The sequence below is a fragment of the Pseudomonas sp. Xaverov 259 genome (assembly GCF_019352915.1).
In the GTDB taxonomy this organism is placed as follows: Bacteria; Pseudomonadota; Gammaproteobacteria; order Pseudomonadales; family Pseudomonadaceae; genus Aquipseudomonas.
The window spans coordinates 1,179,394-1,195,693 of sequence record NZ_JAAAFV010000057.1; the positions used below are offsets into that span (position 1 = coordinate 1,179,394).

Annotated in this window: 15 protein-coding genes; 9 read left to right on the top strand and 6 right to left on the bottom strand. The window is 59.9% G+C overall.

Annotation, left to right across the window (positions count from 1 at the left end; all coding sequences use genetic code 11):
* The first annotated feature begins 146 nt into the window (after window positions 1-146).
* The 4 genes from K0H48_RS28235 to K0H48_RS28250 all read left to right on the top strand — a co-directional run bounded on the left by K0H48_RS28235 (window position 147) and on the right by K0H48_RS28250 (window position 4,594).
* Entirely contained in the window at window positions 147-782 is a 636-nt protein-coding gene (locus K0H48_RS28235) for a thiol:disulfide interchange protein DsbA/DsbL (protein WP_219337561.1), read from the top strand.
* Window positions 783-792: 10 nt separating this feature from the next.
* The gene (locus K0H48_RS28240) at window positions 793-1,671 is read left to right on the top strand and encodes an endonuclease/exonuclease/phosphatase family protein (protein WP_219337562.1); all 879 of its coding nucleotides are present in this window, start codon (window positions 793-795) and stop codon (window positions 1,669-1,671) included.
* Window positions 1,668-3,728 (top strand): GGDEF domain-containing protein, encoded by a 2,061-nt coding sequence (locus K0H48_RS28245; RefSeq protein ID WP_219337563.1) that lies wholly within the window; start codon window positions 1,668-1,670, stop codon window positions 3,726-3,728. The genes K0H48_RS28240 and K0H48_RS28245 overlap by 4 nt, the downstream gene beginning before the upstream one ends.
* A gap of 89 nt (window positions 3,729-3,817) precedes the next feature.
* Complete coding sequence (locus K0H48_RS28250) at window positions 3,818-4,594, top strand: N-acetylmuramoyl-L-alanine amidase (RefSeq protein WP_219337564.1); 777 nt, start codon at window positions 3,818-3,820, stop codon at window positions 4,592-4,594.
* Window positions 4,595-4,745: 151 nt separating this feature from the next.
* On the opposite strand, the gene K0H48_RS28255 is transcribed toward K0H48_RS28250, so the two are convergent.
* Both K0H48_RS28255 and algB read right to left on the bottom strand, forming a co-directional pair.
* A complete protein-coding gene (locus tag K0H48_RS28255) occupies window positions 4,746-6,533 on the bottom strand; it encodes a KinB sensor domain-containing domain (protein WP_219337565.1) in 1,788 nt (595 codons plus the stop codon).
* A 10-nt stretch (window positions 6,534-6,543) separates the two neighbouring features.
* Window positions 6,544-7,890: a sigma-54-dependent response regulator transcription factor AlgB gene (algB, locus tag K0H48_RS28260; RefSeq protein ID WP_056861018.1), complete on the bottom strand. Its 1,347-nt coding sequence runs from the start codon at window positions 7,888-7,890 to the stop codon at window positions 6,544-6,546.
* Between the two features lie 378 nt (window positions 7,891-8,268).
* Between algB and K0H48_RS28265 the strand changes: the two genes are divergently transcribed.
* From K0H48_RS28265 to K0H48_RS28285, 5 genes are all read left to right on the top strand, one after another.
* Window positions 8,269-8,559 carry a hypothetical protein gene (locus K0H48_RS28265; protein ID WP_138813135.1) on the top strand — a complete coding sequence of 97 codons (291 nt, stop codon included), beginning with the start codon at window positions 8,269-8,271 and terminating at the stop codon, window positions 8,557-8,559.
* A gap of 78 nt (window positions 8,560-8,637) precedes the next feature.
* A complete protein-coding gene (locus tag K0H48_RS28270; RefSeq protein ID WP_003170804.1) occupies window positions 8,638-8,802 on the top strand; it encodes a DUF1328 domain-containing protein in 165 nt (54 codons plus the stop codon).
* A 2-nt stretch (window positions 8,803-8,804) separates the two neighbouring features.
* Window positions 8,805-9,272 carry an inhibitor of vertebrate lysozyme family protein gene (locus K0H48_RS28275; RefSeq protein ID WP_219337566.1) on the top strand — a complete coding sequence of 156 codons (468 nt, stop codon included), beginning with the start codon at window positions 8,805-8,807 and terminating at the stop codon, window positions 9,270-9,272.
* Between the two features lie 730 nt (window positions 9,273-10,002).
* A complete protein-coding gene (gene gltP / locus K0H48_RS28280) occupies window positions 10,003-11,334 on the top strand; it encodes a glutamate/aspartate:proton symporter GltP (protein WP_200430951.1) in 1,332 nt (443 codons plus the stop codon).
* Between the two features lie 98 nt (window positions 11,335-11,432).
* The gene (locus tag K0H48_RS28285) at window positions 11,433-12,662 is read left to right on the top strand and encodes a nucleoside recognition domain-containing protein (protein ID WP_138813133.1); all 1,230 of its coding nucleotides are present in this window, start codon (window positions 11,433-11,435) and stop codon (window positions 12,660-12,662) included.
* Window positions 12,663-12,753: 91 nt separating this feature from the next.
* Here the strand turns inward: K0H48_RS28285 and K0H48_RS28290 are convergent, their stop codons facing one another.
* Genes K0H48_RS28290 through K0H48_RS28305 form a run of 4 tightly spaced genes read right to left on the bottom strand, consistent with a single transcriptional unit; the run spans window position 12,754 to window position 16,250 of the window.
* Window positions 12,754-13,365: an ABC-type transport auxiliary lipoprotein family protein gene (locus K0H48_RS28290; RefSeq protein WP_219337567.1), complete on the bottom strand. Its 612-nt coding sequence runs from the start codon at window positions 13,363-13,365 to the stop codon at window positions 12,754-12,756.
* Window positions 13,362-14,300 carry an MlaD family protein gene (locus K0H48_RS28295; protein ID WP_017139077.1) on the bottom strand — a complete coding sequence of 313 codons (939 nt, stop codon included), beginning with the start codon at window positions 14,298-14,300 and terminating at the stop codon, window positions 13,362-13,364. The genes K0H48_RS28290 and K0H48_RS28295 overlap by 4 nt, the downstream gene beginning before the upstream one ends.
* A 1-nt stretch (window position 14,301) precedes the next feature.
* A complete protein-coding gene (locus tag K0H48_RS28300) occupies window positions 14,302-15,105 on the bottom strand; it encodes an ABC transporter ATP-binding protein (RefSeq protein WP_219337568.1) in 804 nt (267 codons plus the stop codon).
* On the bottom strand, window positions 15,102-16,250 hold the full coding sequence (locus tag K0H48_RS28305) for an ABC transporter permease (protein ID WP_219337569.1): 1,149 nt from the start codon (window positions 16,248-16,250) through the stop codon (window positions 15,102-15,104). The genes K0H48_RS28300 and K0H48_RS28305 overlap by 4 nt, the downstream gene beginning before the upstream one ends.
* Window positions 16,251-16,300 lie beyond the last annotated feature (50 nt).

The following is a 16,300-nucleotide window of genomic DNA, read 5'->3' on the forward strand; positions in this document are numbered from 1 at the left end:
ATTAATCCATCGATGCAAGCATAAAAAGGGTGGCTTAGGCCGCCCTTTTTTGTGGCCGGTGCCGTTACACTAACGAACTCATGCCCGCGTAGACCTGTCACAACTAAAGGTCGCGTGAGGCGACTTTATTTGTCCAGGAGTAAAGCATGCGTAATCTGATCCTCAGCGCCGCTCTCGTCACTGCCAGCCTCTTCGGCATGACCGCACAAGCTGCCGACGTGCCGCTTGAAGCCGGTAAAACCTATGTTGAATTGGCTACCCCGGTGCCGGTTTCGGAGCCAGGCAAGATCGAAGTGGTGGAGCTGTTCTGGTATGGCTGCCCGCATTGCTATGCTTTTGAGCCGACCATCAACCCTTGGGTCGAAAAACTTCCGTCTGATGTGAATTTCCGCCGCATTCCAGCTATGTTCGGCGGCCCATGGGATGCCCACGGCCAACTGTTCCTGACTCTGGAAGCCATGGGTGTTGAGCACAAGGTTCATAACGCTGTATTTAATGCGATTCAGAAAGAAGGCAAGCGCCTGACCAAACCTGAAGACATGGCCGACTTCGTTGCCACTCAGGGCGTAGACAAAGACAAGTTCCTGGCCACCTTCAACTCCTTCGCTATCCAGGGCCAAATCAAACAGGCCAAGGAACTCGCGCAGAAATACGGCGTACAAGGCGTACCGACCATGATCGTCAACGGCAAATACCGTTTCGACCTCGGTTCTACCGGTGGTCCTGAGCAAACCCTCAATGTTGCCGACCAACTGATCGCTAAAGAGCGCGCAGCCAAGTAAGGGGGCCATCATGCGCGGCTGGGGTACTGAACGTAGCGTTGGCCTGCATGAACCGCGGGTCAACGAACATCACCTGGAGTCCACGGGCTTGCCGGCAGACAGCCGTCTGCGGCTGCTCAGCTTCAATATTCAGGTGGGCAACAGTACCGAGAAGTATCGGCACTACCTCACCCGCGGCTGGCAGCATCTGCTGCCGCACAAAGGGCGTACCGGTAACCTGCAGAAAATCGGCGACCTGCTCAACGACTTCGATCTGGTCGCCTTGCAGGAAGCCGACGGCGGCAGCATGCGCTCCGGTTATGTCAACCAGGTGGAGCATCTGGCCCATCTCGGTGCTTTCCCTTATTGGTACCAGCAACTCAACCGCAACCTCGGGCGCCTGGCGCAGCACAGCAATGGCGTGCTCAGCCGCTTGAAGCCGACCGCCATCGAAGATCACCCGTTGCCCGGCCCCAAAGGTCGTGGAGCTATCCTCGTGCGTTTCGGCGAAGGCCCGGAAGCCTTGGTGGTGGTGATGATGCACCTGGCCCTCGGAGGGCGTACACGCAACCTCCAGTTGGCTTACGTGCGTGATCTGATTGGCAACTACAAGCACCAGGTACTGATGGGTGACATGAACACTCATGCCACCGACCTGTTGCAGAATTCCCCGTTGCGCGACCTCGGGTTACTGGCGCCGCAAGTCGAAGCCACGTTCCCCAGCTGGCGCCCGCAACGTTGTCTCGACCATATCCTGCTAAGCCCGAGCCTCACACTGGAAAGCGTGCAGGTGCTGGCGCAGCCCATTTCCGATCACCTGCCGGTCGCGGTAGAGATTCGTCTGCCGGGTTCGCTCACGGCTGACGCATTACCCGCGTTGAGCCCAGGCACCAGTGGCCCTCTTGCATGAGCGAAGACGCCCAACGCTGGAAAGAGAAATACCTTAAAAGCGTTGAGCAGCAAGACAAGCTCGAACGCCGCTGGGCTGCCCGCCTCGACCTGTTACGCCGCGGTCTGGTGCGCAGCACGCTGGCGGCGGAAGGTACCGACCGTGCGGTTGACCAATGCATGAAGGAGATGCGCGATGTGGTGCGCACGGACGACATGGACGCCGCCCTCGCCGCCTTGCTGCCGCGCCTGGAAAAGGCCGTGCTCGACTCGGAGCAGCGCCGCGAAACCCGGGTCGACCAGATCAGCACCGCGCTGACGGCCTTGGTTACGCAGTTGCAAAAACTGCCCCTGCCGCGTGAAGTCGCCCGCCCGCTGAAAACCTTCGCCAAGCAGCTTGATGGTCGAGTCGGCCAGGCGCGTGAGATCCCGCTGCTGCTCAGCGAATTGAGCAGCCTGCAAGGGCAAGCACTGAATAACCTGGAGCCGGAAGGCGAAGCCGCGCGTCCTGGGCCAGGCCTGCTGCAACGCCTGTTTGGTGCAAAGGATGTGTCGAATGAGGCGCCGGTGGTTGAATCCGCCCCGCTCTCTGCACCGCAACCGGTGGCGCCGAAACCTGCTGCTGCCAAAGCCGCGCCCGAGCCTCTAGAGCCCGTGCAATCCGACGAGCTGACCCAAGCCTTGCGCGCCTTCGCGCCCTTGCCGGTAACGCCGGCCGCCGCGCAGCCTGAACCCGCTGAGCCGGTAAAAGTGCCTGAAGTCGCCGGCGAAGCATTTGTTTTCGAGGCTCCGGAGCAGGAGCAAGTCCCTGCCGGGCCTGTCGAAGTCTCTGAACTCCAGAAACCTGAGCCGCCGGTAGAGGAAGCCGCGCCCGAAAGCGCCCTCGCCGCGTTTATCGACGAGCCGCTGGTTGAAGTCGACACGCCAGAACAAACGGTCATCGGCAGCCTGTCGCTTCCACCCGTGCTGGAGACCCCCGACCACGATACGCTGCAAGATGGCACTTACGCCCTGCCCGACTCCCCCGAGCCGTCCTACAGCTCGGTGGCCAAGCATATCGAAGACACCTTGCTCGGCTTGCTGGAGGATCTGTCCTTACCCGAGCGCCACCGGCCGCAGGCCGAAGCCATGCGCGAGCGCCTGGCCCACGGGTTGAACTGGTACGAATTGCTGCCGATCCTCGATGACCTGGCAGTGCTGATGCTGGCAATCACCGACAGCGGCCAGCATGAGTTTGAGGCCTACCTCAAGCAGCTCAATGAGCGCCTTGAAGCCTTTCAGGGCCATCTGCAGGTGGCCAGCGAGGGGCACGCCGACAGTCGCTCGGCCGCGCGGGAGCTGGATACGCAGATCCGTGAGCAGGTCGACGGCCTGCAAAGCAGTGTGCAGGAAGCTGCTGACCTGGACAGCCTCAAGCACGTGCTGGAAAGCCACCTTGAAGGCCTGCTCGGCACCATGGACGAACACCAGCAACAGCGTGACCAGCGCGAGCAGGAAGTCGCGGCGCGGCTCAAAGGCCTGGCCGAGCGGGTGGCGAACATGGAGCAGGAAGCTCAAGGCTATCGCGAGCATCTTGAAATACAACGCCAGAAGGCCTTAATCGACCCGCTCACCGGCCTGCCCAATCGTGCGGCCTGGAGCGAGCGCCTGGACCACGAAGTGAATAGCTGGCATCAGCGCGGCAACAGCCTGTCCCTGGCCATGCTCGACCTGGACCACTTCAAGCGCATTAACGATGGTTACGGCCACTTGGCGGGCGACAAGGTGCTGAAGATCATCGCCAATGTGTTGCGCAAGCGCCTGCGCCCCAGCGATTTTATCGCGCGATTTGGGGGCGAGGAGTTCGTATTGTTGATGCCGGATTCAGCCTTAGCAGATGCCCTGGACGTGGGTGAGGTGCTGCGTGCAGCCATCGAAGCATGCCCGTTCCACTTCAAGGGTGAGCCGGTGACCATCACGGTGTCCATGGGCGTGGCGCAGTTCCAGCCGGGAGAGCGCAGCGACCTGGCACTCAAGCGTGCCGATGAGGCGCTGTATCGAGCCAAGGCGGCTGGGCGCAACCGGGTGCAGGCGGCGTAAAAAAATGTTCCATTTTGTTATTTGACCGTCGAGCCGCGAACCATCCGTTACACTGTTGCATTACCGTCTTCTGCGTACTGTCTTCTGCCATGAAATCCTTCTGCATCGCCTTTATGTTTCTCCTGCTCGCCGGCTGCGCCAGTGGCCCGCGCCTGAACACCAGCCACCCTTCGTCGAACCACGACAACCGCGTGCAGTTCGTCGTTGTGCATTACACCTCCGCCAGCCTTGAGCGCTCCCTGGCGCTGCTCACGCATGGCCAGGTCAGCAGCCATTACCTTATCGGCGACGACGCTTCAGGCACTATCTACAAGCTGGTGGACGAGAGCCAGCGCGCCTGGCACGCCGGTGAAAGCGAGTGGGCGGGCCGCACCTGGCTCAACTCCAGTTCCATTGGCATCGAGATCGTAAATCCAGGTTATACAGACTCGCCGACCGGCCGCCTGTGGTACCCGTATTCCGAGGCCCAGGTGCAGTCGTTGGTGGTGTTGCTCAAGGACATCAGCAAGCGCAACGGCATCGACCCCAAGAACATCATCGGCCACAGCGACATTGCGCCATTGCGCAAGCTCGACCCAGGTCCGTTGTTCCCGTGGAAGCGTCTGGCGGCTGAAGGTTTGGGCGTGTGGCCGGATGCACAGGCAGTGGCTCGGTTCCAGCAGCAGTATGCCGTCAGCCTGCCGAGTATCACGTGGTTCCAGGAAGAACTGGCGCGCCTGGGCTATCAGACGCCGCAGACAGGTGAGCTGGATGTGGCCACGCGACATGTGTTGGCAGCGTTCCAGATGCACTTCCGGCCATCACGGTTCGACGGCACTCCAGATGCTGAAAGTGCTGCGATCCTGAGCGCGTTGAACCGCCGCTAAAGGTGTAACCCCATTCAAATGTGGGAGCGGGCTTGCTCGCGAAAGCGGTGGATCAGCTGCCATATATGTTGGCTGAAAGACCGCATTCGCGAGCAAGCCCGCTCCCACAATTTGTTCGGCGTACATCAGTGACATCATCGTAGCTGTCGGGCTACAACGGCAACGCCATATAGAACTGCGTACCCTGCCCCGGCCGTGAATACACGCCCATGCGGCCGCCGTGCAGCTGTACGATTTCCTTGCATAACGCCAGCCCCAGGCCGGCGCCGCCTTTCTTGCGACCAACTTGTACGAAAGGTTCGAAGATGCGCCCCTGTTGGCCATAAGCAATACCCTCGCCGTTATCTTCGACGCTGATAATCACCCGTTCGCCGTGGCGGCGCGCCTGCAGGCGAATCTGGCCACCATTGGCGGTATGCCGCAAAGCATTGCCTAGAAGGTTATCGAGTACACGTTCGAGCTGAACCTGGTCGGCATACAGCCTGGGCAACTCGGATTGGGCTTCTACCAGCAGTTCGATGTCCTGTGCGTTCGCCAGCTCTATGAACCGGGCTCGTGCGTGCTCCAGCAGGTCGTTGACATCGCACGGCCCGAGGGTAAGTTTTTGCAGGCCGTTCTGGTAGCGTGAGAAGTTGAGCAAATCGTTGATCAGCTGCATCAGGCGCTGCATTTCTTCATTGACCGTATCCAGCAGGTCGGCCTCTCGGGACTCGGCAGGAAACTTCGCCCGTTCGCGAAACAGCCCGAAGGCCATGTGCATGCCCGTTACCGGCGTGCGTAATTCGTGGGAGGCGCGCAATACGAACTCGCTCCGCACACGTTCGAACGCACGTTGTTCGGTGACGTCATGCAGCACCATCACTGCGCCCAGAATATGCCCTTGGGTATGGCTGACCGGCGTCAGGCTGTAGGTCAACAGGCGCAGCTCGCCTTCGACTTCCACTTCCAGATCCTCCGGCGCGCGCTCCAGGTTGCCGCCGCGTAGCACCAGTTGCAGTTGCTCATCCATTTCAGGGCGGCCCAAGGCTTCCCCCAGGCCTTGGCCGAGGCGTTCCTCGTCCCAGCCCAACTGGCGCTGCGCCACGGGGTTGAGGTGTTCCAGGCGGCCTTGGCGGTCGATCATCAGCAAGCCGTCGTCGATGCTGTCGAGCACCGCCTGCAGGCGTTGCTGGCCGGCGAGCAACTCATCGATATTGGTCGCCTGATGTTGGCGCAGTGCTTCGGCCATGATGCCGAAGCGGCGGGTCAGTTGATTCATTTCTGCCGCCGATGAGATCGGCAGTGTCACTTCGAAATCGCCTTGCCCGATCTTGTCGGCGGCCTTGGCCAAGGCTTCAATCGGCCCGCCAAAGCGCCGGGCGATGCCATGGGCGGTGACGAAGCCGATAATCAACACTGCCAGGCCGACCAGCCCCAGCAAGCCGGCGATCAACAAGGCGCGATTGCGCGACTTGTGCTCACTGGCGTTGATATTGTCCAGGGCTTGTTTATGTTCAGCGATCAGACCGTTGCGCAATGCATTGAAGGTTTCGGTGAGCTTTTCGCTTTTATTGTTGGCCAGTGAGCTTCGCTGAGTCTCGTCAAACGCTTTGAGGAAGTTCAGGTAGTCGACGCGCGCCTGGCTGAAGCCGCTGGTTTTGCCGTCTTGCTGTTCATGGGCGATGCCCTGGTCCAGCAGGGCAAAGTAATTCTGCTTGGACGTTTGCAGGGCAGTGGGGTCGGGCTGCTCCTCCAGCATCAGGATCAACTGGTCGCCCAGGGTCTGGCGCAGTTTGAGGCCCAGGTCCAGGGTGATGAAGTTGCTGCGGATCAGCGACTCCTGGCTTTTGGCCATTTGCATGACGCTGACCAGTCCCAGGACCAGTCCCAACAGGGCGACGGTGATCAGCGCTGAGATACTCAGGAACAACCGAGTGCGCAGTTTCATCGCAAGCTTCATAAGGTACAGCTCACAGGTTGTACTGTTTACGTTTGCGGTACAGGGTCGACGCGTCGATACCCAGCGTACGGGCCGCTTGATCCAAGGTGTCGCTGGTAGCGAGTACCGCGCCGATATGGGCTTTCTCCAGCTCGTCCAGGCTCAGTGCTGCGCCGATACGCGGTGCATTGTTGGTCGGCTGTTCGGCCATGCCGAGGTGGCTGATTTCAACCTTTTCCTGTGGGCAAATAATGCTGGCGCGTTCCACCACGTTACGCAGTTCGCGGATATTGCCCGGCCAGCGGTAGTTAAGCAGCGCCTCACGTGCGGCATCGCTGAAGCCACGCGCAGGCCGGGCGTATTCCTTGACGAAGCGCGCCAGGAAACGGTCGGCTAGGGTCAGGATGTCTTCACTGCGCTCGCGTAGCGGTGGCAGGTGCAGGGTGATGACATTGAGGCGGTAGAGCAAGTCTTCCCGGAAGCGGCCGTCGCGCACCATGTCTTCCAGGTTCAGGTTGGTGGCCGCCAGGATGCGCACATCGGCACGTCGAGTGACCGGGTCGCCTACGCGCTCGTATTCCTTGTCTTGAATAAAGCGCAGGAGTTTTGGTTGCAGCGTCAGTGGAAAATCGCCGATCTCGTCGAGAAACAGCGTGCCGCCATCGGCCTGGTTAACCCGACCCAGCGTGCTCTCACTGGCGCCGGTAAAGGCGCCACGACTATGGCCGAACAGCTCGCTTTCCATCAGCTCCGCCGTCAGGGATGGGCAGTTGATGGTCACACAGGATTTTTTCGAGCGCTTGCTCCAGCCGTGAATGGCGCGGGCCAGCTCACCTTTACCAGTGCCGGACTCGCCCAGGATCAAGATGTTGGCATCGGTGCCAGCCACTTGGCGCGCAGTTTCCAGCACTACCATCATCGCCGGGCTGTGGGAGTCGAGGCCGTCCTTGGGTTGGCGTACTGCGCCTTCCAGTGCTTCCAGGCGCGCGGAGAGCTGGCGCACTTCCAACTGCTTGGCGGTGGCCAGTCGCAGTTGGTCAGGGCTGCATGGCTTGACCAGGTAATCGGCGGCGCCGGCCTGGATCGCGTCAACGGCGGTGTCCACGGCGGAATGCGCGGTCACGATCACCACGCGCATCCATGGTGCCTGGATGCGCATCTGGGCCAACACATCCAGGCCGTTGTCTTCGCCCAGGCGCAGGTCCAGGAAGCACAGATCGAACACCTGGCGTTGCATCAGCGCATCGGCTTGGGCGGCGCTGTTGGCAGTGGCTACGGTGTAGCCTTCATCTTCCAGGCAGTAACGGAAGGTGCGGAGGATTGCGGATTCGTCATCCACTAAAAGAATGCGGCCTTGAAGTTCCTTGGCTGATTCCATCTGTCCCGCGCTCCTTAACTATAAATGATGGTGTTTAGTCCCGGATTAATCGGGCAAGTTGCATGGTTTATTCTGATTCATAAAAGGCATCTTCGCGCAGGTATCTTCACGTTCTCCTACAAAGACGCTGATTGATGGCGTTTTCATGCCTTCTTGCCACTTCGGCAACGCCCGCGGTGGTTTCGATCCGTTGACCCGACCATTGACCATCGTGCATTTCGCACGGCCTGCAAAGGGGCATCGTGCAGGATGCTGTTCGATACCGTATTGGGTTATCCGTAAGCTATTGATTTTATTGGGTTTTATTTTGTAAAAAAACTGGCATGCACTCTGCAATAGCTCTCTCAACGAATAATCAGAATGCGGGAGAAATGCAGCATGACTCGCCAAAGCCTCAGCCAACTACGTGTATCGCCACTGCGCTTGCAGCAAGGTTTGTTTGCCAGCCTGGCGTTGATGGTCACGTTGATTGCCGGCCAGCAGATGCAGCATTGGCAGCAAAGTCAGCAGCAAACCCCGCAATTCGAACGTCCGGCCATGATGCAGACCCATTTCCGTTCCGTTAGCAGCGCTAGCGCGACCACCGATGTAACCGCCCCGCAATTGAGAGTGGCAGACCAGGATTCAACCCTGGGTGAATTGCCAACCCAAGAACGTTGGGTGTTCTAAGCAAGAAAAGGTCGCTCGAGTTGAGCGGCTGTACGGCACTACCGCTGTTACCCCTATAGAAGCGTAAGGAGAATCACCATGTTGAGTTGGGCAATCACATTTCTGATCATCGCCATTGTGGCTGCAGTCCTGGGCTTCGGTGGTATCGCGGGCACCGCCACGGGTATCGCAAAAATTCTGTTTGTGGTCTTCCTGGTGATGTTCATCGCTTCGTTCTTCTTTGGTCGTCGCGGCCGAGGCTGAATATGACCCATTTGTCCTTTAAAGCCATGGCTGCCGCCCTGCTCTTGGGCGGCAGCGGCCTGGTGATGGCCGCCAATGACGGCCAATCCCGAGCTAACGAATTGCTCAGTGCGGACAAGCAGTACCGCGAAACCTGGCGAAGCGTGGTGAAGAAAGAAGAGCGCCTGCCGGAATGGGTGATGAACCTGTCCGGTACGGCCGAACAAATGAATGCCGTGGAAGAAGATGGCGACAAGTACTTGGTGGGGCCGCTCTGTGAAACTGCAGATACGTGCCTGAACAAGCGCCTGATCGTTGCCTTCAGCTACGACAAAGAAGACGCCTACGCCATGTTGGTGGAAGTCCCGGCCGGTTTGCCGGCGGACAAGTCCCCGACGCGGCACGCCGATTACCGTTTTATCGGTAAGCCGAACGAAGGCATGCAAAAGCTGCTGATGGAACAGCTCAAGAAAGATCCGAATTGGTACTAGGTTCCGTCTGACGCGTCTGTCGTCTGCGGGGCCGGCGTCCATAGAAAGAAGCCACTTCGCTTCTTTCTGTCTGCATTGCCCGCCAAGGGTGATGCATGACCAGGGGGCCGGGTTGCTCTGATCAATCGAGATCGGCGTGACCTACGGGTACAGGGAGTGCCTGCGCAAGGGCCGGGTCAGGTGAAAAGCTGCGACGCAAGTTCACAAGCCCTCATGCTTGCTGAACTTGCGACGGGCTTGTCACTCTTATGCTCCGCTTCTTATACGGCTCATAGCCGATAATTTCTCTTTTGCGCGCGGCTAACCATTACTTGGTGTTTCGTGGCGACCATCTATCGAGAAAATTTTGGCTGCGCCATAGGACATTTCTGACGCCAGGTCAGTGAATTTCCAGGCATTTTCGCCAACCTCTATAAGTCGTCCAACATCTCTGAGCGAGCCGGTATTGGCCGGTTAACGGCATATTCACCCGCCTGAATGGCGGATTTGAACTGACCGTTCGGACAGTTAATCTCAAAAAAAGTCATGCCGATTCGGCATAGGGTAGGCGTTTACGGCATTAGACGTCGCTCCCTTGCATGGGAATAGTTGCGCCTTTTTTCGCCTGCCAGTAAGCCATTTCGGCCACGCTGCGGTGACCTTCCATGGAGGCAGATGCACACACTTTTTCGCTTCCGAGCGTTGCAGATGGCGCATTTGCCTTAAGTCCACTTGAAGTAAGGGTAATGACATGAAGAAGGCAAAGCTAAGCCTCGCCTGGCAGATCCTCATCGGTTTGGTACTAGGGATCGCAATCGGTGCAGTGCTCAACCATTTCAGTGCTGAAAAAGCCTGGTGGATCAGCAATGTGTTGCAGCCAGCGGGCGATATCTTTATCCGCCTGATCAAGATGATCGTGATCCCGATTGTGATTTCCTCGCTGATTGTCGGCATCGCCGGCGTAGGTGATGCGAAAAAGCTCGGTCGGATCGGCGTCAAAACCATCCTTTACTTCGAAGTGGTCACCACCATCGCCATTGTGGTCGGCCTGTTGCTTGCCAACCTGTTCCACCCGGGCGCCGGCATCGACATGAGTACCCTGGGTACCGTCGACATCTCCAAGTACACCGCCACCGCCGCCGAAGTGCAGCATGAGCATGCGTTCATTGAAACCATCCTCAACCTGATCCCGTCGAACATTTTCGCCGCCGTTGCCCGTGGCGACATGCTGCCGATCATCTTCTTCTCGGTGCTGTTCGGCCTGGGCTTGTCGAGCCTCAAGCCTGAGCTGCGCGAGCCGCTGGTGACCATGTTCCAGGGCGTGTCCGAGAGCATGTTCAAAGTCACCCACATGATTATGAAATACGCCCCAATCGGTGTATTTGCCCTGATCGCGGTAACTGTCGCCAACTTCGGCTTCGCCTCCTTGCTGCCGTTGGCCAAGCTGGTGATCCTGGTTTACGTCGCCATCCTGTTCTTCGCCTTTGCGGTACTGGGCCTGATCGCCCGCCTGTTCGGCTTCTCGATTCTCAAGCTGATGCGCATCTTCAAAGATGAGCTGGTGCTGGCCTACTCCACGGCCAGCTCCGAAACCGTGTTGCCGCGCGTGATCGAGAAGATGGAAGCCTACGGTGCGCCGAAGGCGATCTGCAGCTTTGTGGTGCCAACCGGCTACTCGTTCAACCTCGACGGTTCGACCCTGTACCAGAGCATCGCGGCCATCTTTATCGCCCAGTTGTATGGCATCGACTTGTCGATCGGCCAGCAACTGATGCTGGTACTGACCCTGATGGTTACCTCCAAAGGTATCGCCGGCGTGCCGGGCGTGTCCTTCGTGGTGTTGCTGGCTACTCTGGGCAGCGTGGGCATTCCGCTGGAAGGCCTGGCCTTCATCGCCGGTGTCGACCGCGTGATGGACATGGCGCGTACCGCACTCAATGTGATCGGCAACGCCCTGGCTGTTCTGGTCATCTCCCGCTGGGAAGGCATGTACGACGATGCCAAGGGCGAGCGCTACTGGAACTCGCTGCCGCACTGGCGCAGCAAAGAAGCCACACCGACCGCACAAGCTACCCGCGGCTGATAGCACGACTGCTCTGACACAAACCCCGGAAAATTCCGGGGTTTGTCGTTTCTGCCAGCCCCGCTATCATTCGCCCCATCTTTCGGGGGATTCAACTGATGCTCAATGGCCTGTGGCTTGGCTTCTTTGTCGTGGCAATGGTGTCAGCACTGGCGCAATGGCTGGTGGGCGGTAATGCCGGGATTTTTGCGGCGATGGTCGAAAGCATTTTCGCCATGGCCAAACTGTCGGTCGACGTGATGGTGCTGCTGTTCGGCACCCTGACCTTATGGCTGGGCTTTTTGCGCATCGCCGAAAAAGCCGGCATCGTCGATTGGCTGGCCAAGGCGCTCGGCCCGTTGTTTCGCCGTTTGATGCCGGAAGTCCCCGCCGGCCACCCGGCCATTGGCTTGATCACCCTCAACTTCGCCGCCAACGGCCTGGGCCTGGACAATGCCGCCACGCCTATCGGCCTCAAGGCCATGAAGGCGTTGCAGGAACTCAACCCCATCCCCAATACCGCGAGCAACGCGCAGATTCTGTTCCTGGTGCTCAACGCGTCCTCGCTGACGCTGTTGCCGGTGACGATCTTCATGTACCGCGCCCAGCAAGGCGCCGCCGACCCGACGCTGGTGTTCCTGCCGATCCTGCTGGCCACCAGCGCCTCAACGCTGGTGGGCCTGTTGTCGGTGGCTGTCATGCAGCGCCTGCGCTTGTGGGACCCGGTGGTGCTGGCCTATCTGATTCCTGGCGCGTTGATGTTGGGCGGCTTTATGGCGTTGCTGGCGACACTGTCGGCTACGGCGCTGGCGGGCTTGTCATCGATACTCGGCAACCTGACGCTGTTTGGCTTGATCATGTTGTTCCTGGTGATCGGTGCGTTGCGCAAGGTCAAGGTGTACGAGGCCTTTGTCGAAGGTGCCAAAGAGGGCTTTGATGTTGCCAAGAACCTGCTGCCGTATCTGGTGGCGATGCTCTGCGCAGTGGGCGTATTGCGCGCCTCTGGGGCGTTGGACTTCGGCCTGGAAGGCATTCGCCATGTGGTGGCCTGGACGGGTATGGACACGCGCTTTGTCGACGCACTGCCGACGGCGATGGTCAAGCCGTTCTCTGGCAGCGCGGCGCGGGCGCTGTTGATCGAGACCATGCAGGCCAAGGGCGTGGACAGCTTCCCGGCGTTGGTCGCGGCGACGATCCAGGGCAGTACCGAGACCACCTTTTATGTGTTGGCGGTGTACTTCGGGTCGGTGGGTATCCAGCGTGCGCGGCATGCGGTTGGGTGTGCGTTGCTGGCGGAGTTTGCCGGTGTGGTGGCGGCGATTGCGGTGTGCTACTGGTTTTTTGGCTGAGACTGAAATTGCTATCGCAGGCAAGCCAGCTCCCACATTTGAATGTATTCACAGTTCAAGTGTGGGAGCTGGCTTGCCTGCGATGAGGCCCTCAGTGTTTTCGGACTGCATTGCCCTGCTGCACCACCCAATCCACCACCTGCTTGTTCAACTGATCCCCCGCCTGCCCAAACGCGGCGACCACCGCCGGCACCTTGGTATCACTCACCGGCTGGCGCACCTCAAACCGCCGACTGGCAATAATCCGCTGATCACTGCCCCGCACCAGCCGCGCATCCAGGCGAATCACCACTGCCACCGCACTGCCGTGGTACTCACTCTGAAACGCCTGCAATTGCCCGCCCAGTTCGTAGTCGGCCTGCAGGTTGGTCTCGTCGGTACTCAGCAATGTCACCCGCCCATCGCGCTGGAAACCGTCCATAAACCGATTGCGCAGCAACACCGGGGTCGGGTCGCTCCAGCGTGAGTTCGCGTAGCTGCTGATCAGGTCGCCGTTAGGCACCACGGCAATGCGCGGGCTGTCGAGAAACTCGCTGCTCTGCGGCTTGGACACACGCAGCGACCAGCTCACCGGCGCGCCTTGGGTGCTGGTTTGCGCCGAGGCCAGGCGGTACACGTCAGACGGATCCGGCTTGGGCAGGATCGAGCAGGCGCTGATCAGCACCAAGGCCAGCGGGGCGATTATCTGGTAAGCACGCTTCATGGCGTGAACTCCTTGTTCTTGTCGCTGCCCAGCAAGTAACCGCTGGGGTTGGCTTCGAGGCGGCGGGAGATGGCGCGCAGCGAGCCGAGGGTTTCGCGCAGCTCGCGTACGGCCGGCGCCAGTTCATTGAGGCCCTGCATGCCGCTGTTCACCGAGTCTTTGTTGTTGGTGAGCAAGGTGTTGATGGTCGTGGTGCTTTGCTCCAGCGACTTCATGGCCTGCTCGGCGCTGCCGAAGGCTTGCTTGCCTTGGTCGTTGAGCAAGCCGTTGGCATTGCGCATCAACGTGGTGGTTTGTTCCAGCGCGGCGCTGGCCTGCTTGCTCACCTGCATCAACTGTTGCATCACCACCTTGATATCACCGCGCTGGTCGGCAATGGCGCCGGTGGTTTGTTGCAGGTTGTCCAGGGTGTTGCTCAGGCGCTCGACGTTCTCCCGCGAGAACATGTGGTTGGCGTTGTGCAGCAGCAGGTTGATGCTGGTCATCAGGTCGTTGCTGTTATTAAGCAGGCGCGCGATGGGGGACGGCGAGGCGATGATTTCCGGCAAGTTGCCGTCCTTGCCCTTGAGTTCCGGGCTTTGCGGCGTACCGCCGCTGAGCTGGATGATCGAGGTGCCGGTGATGCCGGTCAGTGCCAGCTTGGCCTGGGTGTCTTCCTTGATCGGCGTCTGCCCGGCCAGGCGGATGCGCGCCAGTACCCGGCGTGGGTCTTTCGGGTCCAGGCGCAGGCTGGTGACATCACCCACCTTGATCCCGCTGTATTGCACCGAACTGCCCTGGGACAGGCCGCTGACCGCCTCGTTGAACACCACCTCGTATTCCTGGAAGGCGCTGTCGACGCTGGACTTGGCCAGCCACAGGCCGAACAGCATTGCGCCGACCACCACGATCACGCTGAACAGACCGATCATCACATGATGGGCTCGGGTTTCCATGTCATACCTCGTTAAGCGATTGAGCGGCATCCAATGCCGCGCGGCCACGGGGGCCGTGGAAATATTCGTGAATCCAGGCGTCGTCCGTTTCCGAGACAACATGGATGGCATCGGCCACCAGCACTTTCTTCTGCGCCAGCACCGCCACACGGTCGGTGATGGTGTACAGCGTGTCGAGGTCGTGGGTGACCAGGAACACACTCAGGCCCAACGCATCGCGCAGGGTCAGGATCAGTTGGTCGAATTGCGCCGCGCCAATCGGGTCGAGGCCGGCGGTGGGTTCGTCCAGGAACAGAATGTCCGGGTCCAGTGCCAACGCCCGCGCCAAAGCGGCGCGCTTGATCATGCCGCCGGACAGTGACGCCGGGTATTTATCCGCCGCCGATAAAGGCAGCCCCGCCAAGGCAAGCTTGACCGCCGCCAAGTGCTCGGCATCGCGACGGCTAAGGCCCGCGTGTTCGATCAACGGCAGGGCGACGTTTTCGGTAACCGTTAACGAGGAAAACAGCGCGCCCTTCTGGAACAGCACGCCAAAGCGCCGTTCCACCAGCGAGCGTTCATGTTCGGACAGATTGGGCAGGTTCTTGCCAAAGACCCGCACCTCACCTTCGCTGGGCCGCCGCAGGCCGACGATGCTGCGCAGCAGCACCGACTTGCCGCTGCCGGAGCCGCCGACCACCGCGAGGATCTCACCTTTGTACAAATCCAGATCGAGGTTCTCGTGCACGCTCTGGTTGCCAAAGCGATTGCACAGGCCGCGCACTTCGATCACCGCCTCAGTGGGCGCACGGTGTAGACGACTCACCAGCCCATCTCCATAAAGAACATCGCGGCGACTGCATCCAGCACGATCACCACAAAGATCGATTGCACCACGCTGGAGGTGGTGTGGGCGCCGACCGATTCGGCGCTGCCGCTGACCTTGAACCCTTCGAGGCAGCCAATCGCCGCGATCAGAAACGCGAAAATCGGCGCTTTCACCATGCCCACCAGAAAGTGCTGCACACCAATGTCCGATTGCAGCAGCGAGAGAAACATCGCCGGCGAAATATCCAGGGCCACGGCGCACACCACGCCGCCGCCGACAATCCCCGAGAGCATCGCCAGAAAGGTCAGCATCGGCAGCGACACCAGCAGCGCCATCACCCGTGGCAGTACCAGCAGTTCCATCGGGTCCAGGCCCAGGGTGCGGATCGCGTCGATTTCTTCGTTGGCCTTCATCGAGCCGATTTGTGCGGTAAAGGCACTCGCGGTGCGACCGGCGATCAGGATGGCGGTAAGCAATACGCCGAATTCACGCAGGAAAGAGAACGCCACCAGGTCCACGGTAAAAATCGTCGCGCCGAAGCTCTTAAGCACGGTAGCGCCGAGAAACGCCACCACGGCGCCCACCAGAAAGGTTAGTAACGCGACGATGGGCGCAGCGTCGAGACCGGTTTGCTCGATATGCGCGACCATTGGCGTGATGCGCCAGCGCTTGGGACGGAACACGCCCCGGGCGAAGGTTTCGAGGATCAGGCCGATAAAACCCAGCAGTTTCATGCCGTCCTGCCAAACCGTGTCCACAGCGCGGCCGATACGCGCCAGCACTTGGATACCGGCGGCTTCTTCCGGCTCTTTGTCGGGTACGCAGAAATCGTTCAGGGAGTGGTAGACGGTTTTGAGCAGTGCCCTGTCAGCGGCGGATAAGCTGCAATCGGTCTGCTCGGCGGATTGCTCGATACGGTCCGGGCCCAGCAACTCGACCAGCAACGAGGCGCCGGCGGTATCCAGGGCGCCGAGGCCATTGAGGTCGATGCGCGCACCGGCGTCGTATTGGCCGTCGAGCTTGTCGCTCAGTTTTTTAAGATTGGCATAGTGGGCAAGCGTCCAGTCCCCCGTAATCCTGAGCAACGGGGGAACGCTGGATGTGTCGAGGTGGGCTGCGCCGGCCGTGGTACGAGTGGTCATAAGCTCCGAGCTTGTTTGGCTATCCACAAGCCCTACGTAATAGCACGATA

Excerpts from the sequence above, each read along its gene's own strand:
- K0H48_RS28235 (WP_219337561.1), top strand. The coding sequence starts at position 147 with ATGCGTAATCTGATCCTCAGCGCCGCTCTCGTCACTGCCAGCCTCTTC.
- K0H48_RS28240 (WP_219337562.1), top strand. The coding sequence starts at position 793 with ATGCGCGGCTGGGGTACTGAACGTAGCGTTGGCCTGCATGAACCGCGG.
- K0H48_RS28245 (WP_219337563.1), top strand. The coding sequence starts at position 1,668 with ATGAGCGAAGACGCCCAACGCTGGAAAGAGAAATACCTTAAAAGCGTT.
- K0H48_RS28250 (WP_219337564.1), top strand. The coding sequence starts at position 3,818 with ATGAAATCCTTCTGCATCGCCTTTATGTTTCTCCTGCTCGCCGGCTGC.
- K0H48_RS28255 (WP_219337565.1), bottom strand. The coding sequence starts at position 6,533 with ATGAAGCTTGCGATGAAACTGCGCACTCGGTTGTTCCTGAGTATCTCA.
- algB (WP_056861018.1), bottom strand. The coding sequence starts at position 7,890 with ATGGAATCAGCCAAGGAACTTCAAGGCCGCATTCTTTTAGTGGATGAC.
- K0H48_RS28265 (WP_138813135.1), top strand. The coding sequence starts at position 8,269 with ATGACTCGCCAAAGCCTCAGCCAACTACGTGTATCGCCACTGCGCTTG.
- K0H48_RS28270 (WP_003170804.1), top strand. The coding sequence starts at position 8,638 with ATGTTGAGTTGGGCAATCACATTTCTGATCATCGCCATTGTGGCTGCA.
- K0H48_RS28275 (WP_219337566.1), top strand. The coding sequence starts at position 8,805 with ATGACCCATTTGTCCTTTAAAGCCATGGCTGCCGCCCTGCTCTTGGGC.
- gltP (WP_200430951.1), top strand. The coding sequence starts at position 10,003 with ATGAAGAAGGCAAAGCTAAGCCTCGCCTGGCAGATCCTCATCGGTTTG.
- K0H48_RS28285 (WP_138813133.1), top strand. The coding sequence starts at position 11,433 with ATGCTCAATGGCCTGTGGCTTGGCTTCTTTGTCGTGGCAATGGTGTCA.
- K0H48_RS28290 (WP_219337567.1), bottom strand. The coding sequence starts at position 13,365 with ATGAAGCGTGCTTACCAGATAATCGCCCCGCTGGCCTTGGTGCTGATC.
- K0H48_RS28295 (WP_017139077.1), bottom strand. The coding sequence starts at position 14,300 with ATGGAAACCCGAGCCCATCATGTGATGATCGGTCTGTTCAGCGTGATC.
- K0H48_RS28305 (WP_219337569.1), bottom strand. The coding sequence starts at position 16,250 with ATGACCACTCGTACCACGGCCGGCGCAGCCCACCTCGACACATCCAGC.